We start from the raw sequence: 10849 nt of genomic DNA, 5'->3' as shown, positions 1-10849 counted from the left end.
ACATGCTAAGCTTATGACAAGCTATTATCCAGTTGAAAAACTTAGAAAGCTTAAGGGGCTTGAAACTGCTAGATATGAGGACCCTTATGCAGGTGGTATTGCAAACTCTATTAGATATTTATCAATGGCACCAAGGGATAATGCTCTTAAGGTAGATGGAATTGATAATTTATTTGTTGGAGGAGAAAAGGCAGGACTTTTTGTTGGTCACACAGAGGCTATAGTTACAGGAACACTTGCAGGATATAATGCTGTAAGATATGGAATGGGACTTGATATTGCCCTTCTTCCAAGGGAACTTTCAGTAGGAGATATTATTGCATTTGAAAATGAAAACAAGGAAAGTTTAGATGGTGCCCGCAAAAGGTATACATTTGCAGGTTCTGAGTATTTTAAAAGAATGGTTGAACTTGGACTTTATACAGTAGATATAGATGAAATAGAAGGAAGAGTTTCATCACTTATGTTAAATAACATGTTTAGTAAAAAACTATTATAGTTAAATAAGTATAAAAGCATGTTCAGTAGAATAATAATTACTATATTAAGTAAATAGGTGAGGTTATGACTTACGTTAGAAATAATATTGAAATTGAAGGCGTTGATCTAAAGGACGGAATATCTGATGACGGATTTGTAATGAGTTACTGGGAAAATGGACCTGTATTTTTACCTAAAAGTAAGGGGAAGATTAGACATTTAAATAAAGTTATTATTGAAATAGAAGCCATAGAGAAAAAAATATTAAATACACCTGCTGGTAAGGTGCTTAACATATATGCTAGAAAAATATATTCATTAATATATAGTGAAAGGTCACATGAAAGAAGTCAAAGAACTGTTTTAAACCTTCCATTTATAGCATATACCTATTTGCCAGAGGGGGTAGAGGATGTTACTAATCTAGATGTTAGTGTTCTTGATGCCTTTTTTGAAGTTATTGATAATAGAAAGGTATATAACCATATACTTTATTTAATTAAGTTTGATAAACTTGAAGTAGAAAGTAGACTTATAAGTGAATCTACAGCTGATACAGGACAGTTAACACTTGAGAGCCTTGAAAAAATGATACTTGCTGCAACAAGTGGGAATATTATGTTAAATCAGGCAAACCAGCAAACAATGCAGGCAAGTATTGAACAAGGGAATACTCAAAGTATAGAAGGAAATAATTATATGCAGGGTAGTTTTGTAGGCACACCAAGTGGACAAAGTAGTGAAGGAACAATGTTTGTATCAAACAATATAAACGAGGTAATCGATGAGGAAGAAAAAAAAGCTTTAGAAATACAGCTTGAAAAGGAAAAGGAAGAAAAGCTTGAGGAGATTGTAACTATAATTAATAATATTCAAGAATAGTATAAGGGTATTTTCTAATATATTTTAGAAAATACCCTTTATTATTTACAGTATTTCACAAAATATATTGAAATTTTCTATGAATAATAACATAATAACCATATAGAAATTTACTAAGTATTAGGAGTATAATTATGAATTATTATATAATGAAATTACCAGAGCTAAACCTATTAAAGCCTAATGAACAAACAACATTTAAAAAATTGGTTGAAGAAATAGCAGAATGTAGCCAGTCTATTGAGGAACTTCGTGAATACGAGGATAAAAATAATACTAACTGTTTGCTTCTAAGCGATAAGGAAGTATATAGGCTACGTGAAGAATATAAGCTAAAGCTTAACAATGTACTAGGTGAAATTATGGATATTGCACAGGTATGTGCATCCCAGCTATTTGTCTTTGAAAACAATGGTGTTAATGTTGAAAGTGTTTTTAGCGAGTATATTAAGGGCAAGGAAGAAAGTACATATAAAAACAAAAGTATATTTGAGCTTAAGGAAAACTGTAGATATGTATACTTTGCACCTACTAACTGTGAAACAACACTTGAAAGGACAATGAACTTTATTATATTTTCAATGGGTAGAATAGCCCAGCTAGGGAAGTTTATTGGAGACAATGGTGAAATACCAGTAATTGATAAAAATGAATCCAATAAGAAGTATGTATTAGAACTGTTTTCTATTGTTGAATATTGCTTTAATCTTCTATATAGTATGGAGGAAAGATATAATATAAATATAGAAAAAATATTCGATGAACATGTAGAGAAGCTTATTAAAAAAGGGTACTACAGTAAGTAAAATATGAAAATAAAGCAAGGGACCAAGTCCCTTGCTTTTTATATAAATTCTACTTTACCGTTTTCAATGGACTTAATCATAGCTAATGATTCAGTTTGAATATTTTTTTCCTCAAGGATGCTACGACCTTCCTGGAAGCTTTTCTCTATTAATATACCCACTCCTGATATTGTAGCATTTGCCTGTTCTACAATATCAATAAGACCACACATAGCACTACCACTTGCTAAGAAGTCATCTATTATAAGTAGGTGATCATCTTCATTTATATATTTCTTAGAAACTTTAATAGTGTATGGCTGCTTCTTGGTATATGAGAAAACATGTGACTCATAGCTATCAGGGTCAAGGTTAATTCCTTGGTGCTTTTTAGCAAAAACAACTGGAACGTTAAAATACTGTGCAGCAATAGATGCTATAGCAATACCTGAAACTTCAATTGTAAGGATTTTAGTGATTTTCGTACCTTCAAATCTTCTCTTAAATTCCTTAGAAACCTCATTTAGAAGGTTAACATCAATTTGATGATTAACAAAGCTATCAACTCTTAATATATTACCCTCTGAAATTGTACCGTCTTTAATTATTCTGTCTTTTAATAGTTTCATATTATCACTCCTAGCTAAAAAAAATAGTAGCCCACTACAAAAAATGTAGGGGGCTACTTAATAATCATTTGTATTATAAAGAAGCCCCGTAGTCCAGCAATTATTGGTTGCTTAGTAGAAACGCTTGAACCATATTATCAAGCATATACGAGAAAAATATTTCTTAAAATCTTATTACTCATATTAAACCAAGTTTTAAAATAAATCAACAACCAATTCTAAATATTTTTAATTTGTTAATAATATATTGCAAAAAATTGTTAGTATATTTCAAAATCATTTTATTTGGTATAATAGCATAAGCATAAAATTTTAGGAGAAGTAAAATGAAAGAAAGATTACAAAAGTACATTGCAAAGTGTGGTGTATGTTCAAGAAGAAAAGCAGAAGAGCTTATATTTAGTGGACTTATAAAGGTTAATGGAGAAGTAGTTAATCAAGTAGTTATGATAGATGAAAATGAAGATGTTGTTGAATATAATGGCAGGGTTTTAAAGGTTCAAGAAGAGATGGTTTATATAATTCTTAATAAACCAACAGGGATTATAACATCTTCTAAGGATCAATTTAATAGAAAAACCGTAGTAGATATTATTGATCTTAAGGAACGGGTTTTTTCTGTTGGAAGACTTGATTATGATACATCAGGTCTATTAATTCTAACTAATGATGGAGATTTTGCGTATAAGTTAACACACCCATCTAATGAGAAGACTAAAACCTATAGAGCCTATGTTAAGGGGCATCCTACAGAAGAGGAACTTGAGATGTTTAGAAGCGGCCTCAAAATAGAAGACTATGTAACAAGTAAGGCTAAGGTTAAGATAGTTAAAAAAGATAAGAATAATTCAATGCTTGAAATTGTTATACATGAGGGACGTAATAGACAGGTTAGAAAGATGTGTGCTGCAATTAACCACCCCGTAATTACACTTGAAAGAATAAAAATAGGGGAGATAACCCTAGGGGGACTTAAAGTAGGTGAATACAGAAATCTTACAAGTGAGGAGGTAGCCCTACTTAGTAACTAAAAGGAGATTAACATCCCTTTAGTTACAAGCAAGGTGAAGGTATAGAGTGTGTTCTTTATCTGTAGTATATTTTAAAACCTTAATTTTAGAAGGAACAGATATTTGATTACCACATTTCAGGCAGTAATACCTTCCAGAATAGACCTCGTCTGTTGAAAATATTTTTTCGATATTTTTGTGTTTAGCCCAGCTGCGCCAAGCTGTTTTGCATAGTTTTTCTCGGGTTTTATAGTCGGCAAAAACCCATTTAAGCATCCTATGAAAGTGAAAAGGATACTTAGTATAATCAAGATAATTAAGTGGAATGCCAAGACCTACACAGTAGTCTGTAAAAGACTCTTCTATAATAGTTTGTAGAGGTTCTCCAATCTTAGTTGAATCAAAATTATAACCAGAATCCTTTAGGTATTTTCTAGCTGTGTTAAACATATAACCTTGGCATATTTCTATAGGTTCTTCCTTAGAAACATTAAGTTCTTTTAATCCCCTTTTTATGATTTTGGTAGAGTACTCATCATATTTCTTTTCCTCAAAATTAGGGGACTTAAAGCACTTAATAGGGATTATCTCTTGATAATAATCTCCAGTTTCTACCCTAATTAAGCCGATTACTGTACCACCAACTAGACTGCCACTTCCGGCATCGTCTATTTGTATCATAAAAGTCATCCTTTCAGAGGGAGAAATTTCTGTATTTTTATATAGTATGGATGGATTTTAAAAAAATTATTTAATTAAAAGGAGTTTTTTATGAAAATATTAATAACAAACGACGATGGATATAATGCAATGGGAATATATTATCTAACAAAAGAGCTTGAAAAGCACCATGAGGTTATAGTAGTAGCACCTTCAAGTCAAAGAAGTGCATGTAGCCACTCTATAACTATTAAAAAGACCCTATATGCAAATCAAGTTAATTTACATGAAATAAAATCAAAGGTATACAGTATAAATGGAACACCAGCTGATTGTGTAAAAATTGCCACTGAGTTTCTAGATGAGGATATAGATTTGGTTATTTCAGGAATTAATATAGGATCGAATCTAGGTTCTGATGTACTTTATTCAGGAACAGTTTCAGCTGCAATAGAAGGAGCTATGCAAAAAAAGCCTTCAATTGCATTATCTTTTAACGGTGAAGTAGAAAGTGAAGAAAGATTTATTCAATGTGCAGAATATGCAGTGGAAATAATAAATAAGGCAATAAAAAATAATCTAGATTATAAAACAGTACTAAATGTTAACTTTCCAGATATACCAAAAAGTGAAATAAAAGGAATTGAAGTTTGCAATTTGGGAAATAAGATTTATTCAGGTTGCTATGAAGTTGTTGAAGATGAAAAAGGAGAAAAAGGGTATTTAAATATTTGTTATCCTAAGGATGATATAACTGAAAGTACTGATATATATTACATAAACAATGGTTACATAACAGTTACCCCACTAAATTATGACTTAACAAATTTCAATACAATAGAAAAAGTTAGTAGCTGGATGAAACATTAAGACGTCTTTCTTGCATTGTAAATGAAAAAATGTTAAAATGATATTGCATTTTTTATATAATTTAAGCGTAACAATTTAACATTTTTAATACCACATCAAGAAGGATGGTTGGATTATGGAACAAAATAGACAGGATTTAATGAAGCTAATACAGCTTAAGTTTCCAAGGTTAAGTAAAGGACAAAAGCTTATTGCAGAGTACATTTTAAAACATTATGATAAGGCTGCATTTATGACAGCGGCGAAACTTGGTCAAACAGTTAGTGTAAGTGAATCTACAGTTGTTAGATTTGCCAATGAACTTGGATTCAGTGGATATCCAAAGCTTCAAAAAGCACTTCAGGAAATGATTAAGACTAAATTAACATCTGTTCAAAGAATAGAATTATCAAGTGATTATATTAGTGAAGAAAACGTTTTAAAAAGCGTTTTAAAGGCTGATATGGAAAATATCCGAGCAACACTAGAAAAAATTAACGATACTACATTTGAAGAGGTTGTTAACTCAATTTTTAGAGCGAATAGAATATACATTGTTGGATATAGAAGTTCAGAGGCACTAGCAGACTTTTTAGGGTTTTATCTAGGCCTAGTACTTGATAACGTTAACCTTATTTCTAATGGAGTTAGTGATGTTTTTGAACAGCTACTTCGAGTTAAAGAGGGAGATGTTGTTATTGGAATTGGGTTTCCAAGATACTCAAGTACTACAGTTGAAGCACTTAAGTTTGCAAGGAGCAAAAATGCAGAGGTTGTAGCTATTACAGATAGCTTACTTTCACCACTAGCATCAAGTGCAGACCATACATTAATAGCACAAAGTAATATGGCTTCATTTGTTGACTCACTAGTAGCACCATTAAGCGTTATTAACGCATTGATTGTAGCAGTAAGTATTAGGGAGAAGGATAAGGTTTCTGAGACCTTTGAGACACTTGAAAGCATATGGGATGAGTATAACGTGTACACATATAAAAACAAAACAACACTATAAATTCACTGTAAAAGCAAGGGTTTTCCCTTGCTTTTACTTCTTCAATTTTTAGGGGATTTATGTTATTGTAAATATAGTTTTTAAAAATAAAAAAGGCTTTTTGGTCTTATAAGGAGAATAAATGAAACAGGTAGTTGTAGTTGGGGCTGGACCAGCTGGCATGATGGCAGCCATTAAGTCAGCTGAAAAGGGAAATAAAGTATTATTAATAGAAAAAAACGATAAAATAGGCAAAAAAATGTTTATTACAGGTAAGGGAAGATGTAATGTTACTAGTAATAAAGATGTTGAAGATATTATAAAAAACATTCCAGGTAATGGTATATTTATGTATAGTTCACTATATACATTTACGAATCAAGATGTTATGAACATGATCGAATCTAAAGGTGTTAAGCTTAAGGTTGAGAGGGGAGATAGAGTATTTCCTGAATCAGACAAGTCAAGTGATATTATCAGATGTTTTGAGAAGTATCTACAAGAAAATTCTGTTAAAATTATGCTTAAATCAAAGGTTGAAGATATTATTGTAGAAGATGGTTCTGCTAAGGGTATTATTCTTGAAGATGGAAGAAAGATAGCAGCAGATAGCGTTATTATAACAACAGGAGGAGCTTCATATCCTCTTACAGGTTCTACTGGAGACGGTTATGACATACTTAAAAGATGTGGACATAAGATAACAGATATTAAGCCATCACTTGTGCCACTTGTAACAAAGGAAAAATTTGTTCAGGATATTATGGGACTGGCACTTAAAAATGTTGAAATTAATATTAAGCATAAGGGTAAAAGTATCCATAAAGACTTTGGGGAGATGCTATTTACCCATTTTGGTCTATCAGGTCCTATAGTATTATCAGCAAGTAGAAAAATAAGCGATATTCTTCCAAGGGAAGTTGAGTTTTATATTGACTTAAAGCCTGCTTTAACAGAGGGAGAGCTTGATAAGAGAATTATAAAGGATTTTGATAAGTACAAAAACAAGCAATTTAAAAATTCCTTAGATGAGTTATTACCTAAAAAGTTAATTCCAATAATTATTAATTTATCAGGAATTGATGAGGATAAGCAGACAAATTCTATTACTAAGGAAGAAAGAAGAAATCTTATAAGTTTAATTAAGGCATTTAAGTTAACAATTGTGTCAACAAGACCTCTAGCAGAGGCGATTATAACTAGGGGTGGAGTAAATGTTAAGGAAGTAGACCCATCAACAATGGAATCAAAGATTGTAAGTGGTCTATTTATTGCAGGGGAACTTTTAGATGTTGATGCGCTAACAGGTGGATTTAACATGCAGGTAGCCTTTTCAACAGGATACTGTGCAGGAGTAAATAGTTAGGAGGAGACTATGAGTCAAATAGTAGTAGCTGTAGATGGACCAGCAGGGGCTGGCAAAAGCACAATATGTAAGATGGTTGCTAAAAAACTTAATTTAGAATATATAGATACAGGTGCGATGTATAGAGCACTAACACTTAAGGTTTTAAATAACAATATTAAGATAGACGATATTGAAAAAATTACGAATATATTAGGTGAAACAAAAATAGACCTAATAAATGGAAGGGTCTATCTTGACGGTGTAGATGTTAGTGAAGAAATAAGAACACCCTATGTTAGCGAAAATGTTTCAAGTATCGCTAAGATAAGCTTAGTTAGAGATGAACTTGTTAATATGCAGCGATGCATGGCATCAGAAAAAAGTGTTATAATGGATGGTAGGGACATAGGGATTAGGGTTCTTAAAAATGCTTCAACTAAGATTTACTTAACAGCTAGCGTTGAGGAAAGAGCTGAGAGAAGATATAGAGAATTTAAAGAAAAAGGAATGGATGTAAGCCTTATAGATGTTATAAACGATATAAAAGAAAGGGATAGGGTTGACATGACAAGAGAGGTAACCCCTCTTTGTCAAGCTGAGGATGCTATACTTGTTGATACTACTTCCAAAAGTATTGATGAGGTAGTTAGTGAAATGATATCCCTAATTGAAGGGAGATAGAAAATTGATATATTGGATAGTAAAGAATTCTGTTAATATATATCTTAAACTTAAATTTAAGGTAGTTGTAAAAGGATATGAAAATATACCTGAAGGTGGAGCCATACTTGCTGCAAATCATTTAAGTAATTATGACCCTTTTTTACTTGCAACTACTTGCAAACGTAAGGTTAGGTTTATGGCTAAGGCAGAATTATTTAAAAGTTTTATAGGGAAATTTATATTTGGTGGGTCAGGTATGATTCCTGTTAAAAGAGGTGCTGCTGATATTGCAGCTATAAAAACCAGTATAAAGGCCTTAAAGTCAGGAGAGCTTATTGGGATATTTGTAGAGGGCACTAGAGTTAAGCAAGACGAGGATTCACAGGCAAAGTCTGGTGTTGCTATGCTTTCTGTTAAATCTCAAAAACCAGTTGTTCCTGTAAATATAAAATCAAGCTTTAAGAGATTTTCTACCATAACTATAACCTATGGAAAGCCGATAAACCTTTTAGAGGGCATAGATAAAAAGCTTACAAGTGAGGACTATAAAGCTTTAAGTTCAATGGTCTTAGATAGGATTAGAGGCTTAGAGAAGGAGGAAGACAATGCAAATATTAATAGCTAAAAGCGCAGGATTTTGTTTTGGAGTAAAAAATGCAATAGATAAGGTTAACTTAGCTAGTGTAGACAATGAGGTTAAAACATATGGACCAATAATACATAATAAGCAAGTAGTAGAGGACCTTTCAAGAAAGGGTGTTTCTATACTTGATAACCTTGAGGATGCAAAGAAAGACCTTGGAGTTGTAATAAGAAGCCATGGAGTTTCAAAATCAGAAATTAAAACCCTAGAAGATAAGGGTGCTAACATAATAGATGCTACTTGTCCTTTTGTAAAGAATATTCACAGAATAGCTGAAAAGAAATCAAATGAAGGTTATAAGATAATAATTATAGGTGATCCAAGCCATCCTGAGGTTAAGGGAATTAGTGGATGGTGTAAAGAGTCATTTATTGTTCAAAATATAGAAGATGTTGAGGGTGTTAAAGGCGGTAAAATCTGCATAGTTGCACAAACAACATTTAACAGAGTTAAGTGGAAGGAAATAGTTTCTTCACTTATAGGAGTAGCTAAGGAAACAGTTATTTTTGATACTATTTGTAGTGCTACAGACGAAAGACAGTCAGAAGCTCGTGAAATATCATCTAAGGTAGACGCTATGATTGTTGTTGGAGGCAAGGAAAGCTCAAACTCTAGAAAGCTTTTTGAAATCTCAAAGGAAAACTGTGAAAACTCATACTTTATTGAAACAGAAGAAGAGTTAAACCTTGACTCAATTAGAGGATGTAAAGTAGTTGGTATTACAGCAGGTGCTTCTACACCAGATTATGTTATAGATAGAGTAATTAAGAAAATTAAGTCTTTAGAAATAGACATGAACATAGAAAAACAAAAAGAAGAGATATCAGACGATGAGTTTAATATGTATTTTGATATGCTAGATAGCATTAAGGTAGGAACTAAGGTTAACGCAACTGTTATGAGCGTTAAGGAAAGAGTTATGTACCTTGATATTAGTTATAAATCAGACGCAATAATAGATATTAACAATATGCCATCATGTGGTGATAGCTTTATTGGTAAGTTTAAGAGTGGCGATGTTATTGAAGCTGAAGTTGTTAGAATGAACGATGGAGAAGGTAACGTTGTATTAAGTAGACTTTCACTTGAAAAAGAGGGACAAATAGATAAAATTAGAGTATTTAAAGAATCAGAAGAGGAAGTAGAAGTTACTATGCTTGAGGAAGTTAAGGGTGGATACTCAGGTAAGTTTAATGGATTTAAGGTATTTATGCCTGCATCACTTTCAGGAACTAAGAATAGGGAAGAAGTTCTTAATAAGAAGTTAATGGTTAGAATTAATGAGATTAAGGAAGAAAGACGTGACATTCAAATTATAGTTTCTAGAAAAGAGATTCTTGAAGAGAAAAGGCAAAGAGATGTTGCAAATGCATTTGAAACACTTGAAGAAGGTAAGATAATTACAGGTAATATTAAGGCAATAATTGAAGCTGGCTTATTTATAAATATAGGTGCAGTAGATGTATTTGTTCCTAAGGCTGAAATTTCATGGCTTAGAAATATTAACGTATCAAAGCACTATAAGATTGGTGACAAGGCTAGTGCAGAGATTTTAAGAGTTGATAAGGATAGTAAGAAGGTTTCAGGAAGCATGAAAAAGCTTGAAAAGCAGCCATTTGAAACTATGCTTGAAAAGTATAAGGTTGATGATGTTTTAGAAGTTAAAGTATTAAGGTTTACTGACTTTGGAGCATTTGTTGAGGTTGTTGAGGGAGTAGATGGTTTAATTCATATTTCTAAGATATCAAATGAAAGAGTTGATAAGGTAGACAAGGCGCTTTCAATTGGACAAATTGTTAAGGCTAAGATTATTAATATAGACCTTGATAAGAAAAAAGTTGAACTATCAATTAAAGACGCAGAATAAAATTAGTTTAATAAGGTAATAAGGTTGCTGACCATGTTA

The 10849-nt window shown here is 32.0% G+C and carries 12 protein-coding genes and 1 riboswitch; of the genes, 10 read left to right on the top strand and 2 right to left on the bottom strand.

What is annotated here, in order from left to right; all coding sequences use genetic code 11:
* The 3 genes from RR539_RS01350 to RR539_RS01340 all read left to right on the top strand — a co-directional run.
* The coding region (locus RR539_RS01350) for an FAD-dependent oxidoreductase (protein WP_332500166.1) at positions 1-499 on the top strand (499 nt) is incomplete at its 5' end.
* 65 nt (positions 500-564) lie between these two features.
* Positions 565-1362, top strand: a complete 798-nt coding sequence (locus tag RR539_RS01345; protein ID WP_332472797.1) for a hypothetical protein — start codon at positions 565-567, stop codon at positions 1360-1362.
* Between the two features lie 134 nt (positions 1363-1496).
* Positions 1497-2168 (top strand): hypothetical protein, encoded by a 672-nt coding sequence (locus RR539_RS01340; protein WP_332472798.1) that lies wholly within the window; start codon positions 1497-1499, stop codon positions 2166-2168.
* Between the two features lie 38 nt (positions 2169-2206).
* On the opposite strand, the gene RR539_RS01335 is transcribed toward RR539_RS01340, so the two are convergent.
* Positions 2207-2776 carry a xanthine phosphoribosyltransferase gene (locus RR539_RS01335; RefSeq protein WP_332472799.1) on the bottom strand — a complete coding sequence of 190 codons (570 nt, stop codon included), beginning with the start codon at positions 2774-2776 and terminating at the stop codon, positions 2207-2209.
* Positions 2777-2845: 69 nt separating this feature from the next.
* A riboswitch (purine riboswitch) is annotated at positions 2846-2947 on the bottom strand.
* A gap of 155 nt (positions 2948-3102) precedes the next feature.
* On the opposite strand from RR539_RS01335, the gene RR539_RS01330 reads away from it, so the two are divergent.
* Complete coding sequence (locus RR539_RS01330; protein WP_332472800.1) at positions 3103-3807, top strand: pseudouridine synthase; 705 nt, start codon at positions 3103-3105, stop codon at positions 3805-3807.
* A gap of 18 nt (positions 3808-3825) precedes the next feature.
* Here the strand turns inward: RR539_RS01330 and RR539_RS01325 are convergent, their stop codons facing one another.
* Positions 3826-4467, bottom strand: coding sequence for a hypothetical protein (locus RR539_RS01325; protein WP_332472801.1), 642 nt, complete (start codon positions 4465-4467; stop codon positions 3826-3828).
* 90 nt (positions 4468-4557) lie between these two features.
* Between RR539_RS01325 and surE the strand changes: the two genes are divergently transcribed.
* The 6 genes from surE (at position 4558) to RR539_RS01295 (ending at position 10810) form a co-directional block, all read left to right on the top strand.
* Positions 4558-5316, top strand: coding sequence for a 5'/3'-nucleotidase SurE (gene surE / locus RR539_RS01320; protein WP_332472802.1), 759 nt, complete (start codon positions 4558-4560; stop codon positions 5314-5316).
* A gap of 115 nt (positions 5317-5431) precedes the next feature.
* Positions 5432-6310, top strand: a complete 879-nt coding sequence (locus RR539_RS01315) for a MurR/RpiR family transcriptional regulator (protein WP_332483335.1) — start codon at positions 5432-5434, stop codon at positions 6308-6310.
* Between the two features lie 121 nt (positions 6311-6431).
* The gene (locus RR539_RS01310; protein WP_332472804.1) at positions 6432-7655 is read left to right on the top strand and encodes an NAD(P)/FAD-dependent oxidoreductase; all 1224 of its coding nucleotides are present in this window, start codon (positions 6432-6434) and stop codon (positions 7653-7655) included.
* A 9-nt stretch (positions 7656-7664) separates the two neighbouring features.
* Positions 7665-8318, top strand: a complete 654-nt coding sequence (cmk, locus tag RR539_RS01305) for a (d)CMP kinase (protein ID WP_332472805.1) — start codon at positions 7665-7667, stop codon at positions 8316-8318.
* A gap of 4 nt (positions 8319-8322) precedes the next feature.
* On the top strand, positions 8323-8925 hold the full coding sequence (locus tag RR539_RS01300; RefSeq protein ID WP_332472806.1) for a lysophospholipid acyltransferase family protein: 603 nt from the start codon (positions 8323-8325) through the stop codon (positions 8923-8925).
* Positions 8906-10810, top strand: a complete 1905-nt coding sequence (locus tag RR539_RS01295; protein ID WP_332472807.1) for a bifunctional 4-hydroxy-3-methylbut-2-enyl diphosphate reductase/30S ribosomal protein S1 — start codon at positions 8906-8908, stop codon at positions 10808-10810. The genes RR539_RS01300 and RR539_RS01295 overlap by 20 nt, the downstream gene beginning before the upstream one ends.
* Positions 10811-10849 lie beyond the last annotated feature (39 nt).

Source organism: Clostridium sp. (genome assembly GCF_036639235.1).
Classification (GTDB): Bacteria; Bacillota; Clostridia; order Clostridiales; family Caloramatoraceae; genus Clostridium_AB.
This window is presented reverse-complemented; position numbering and strand designations above follow the sequence as displayed.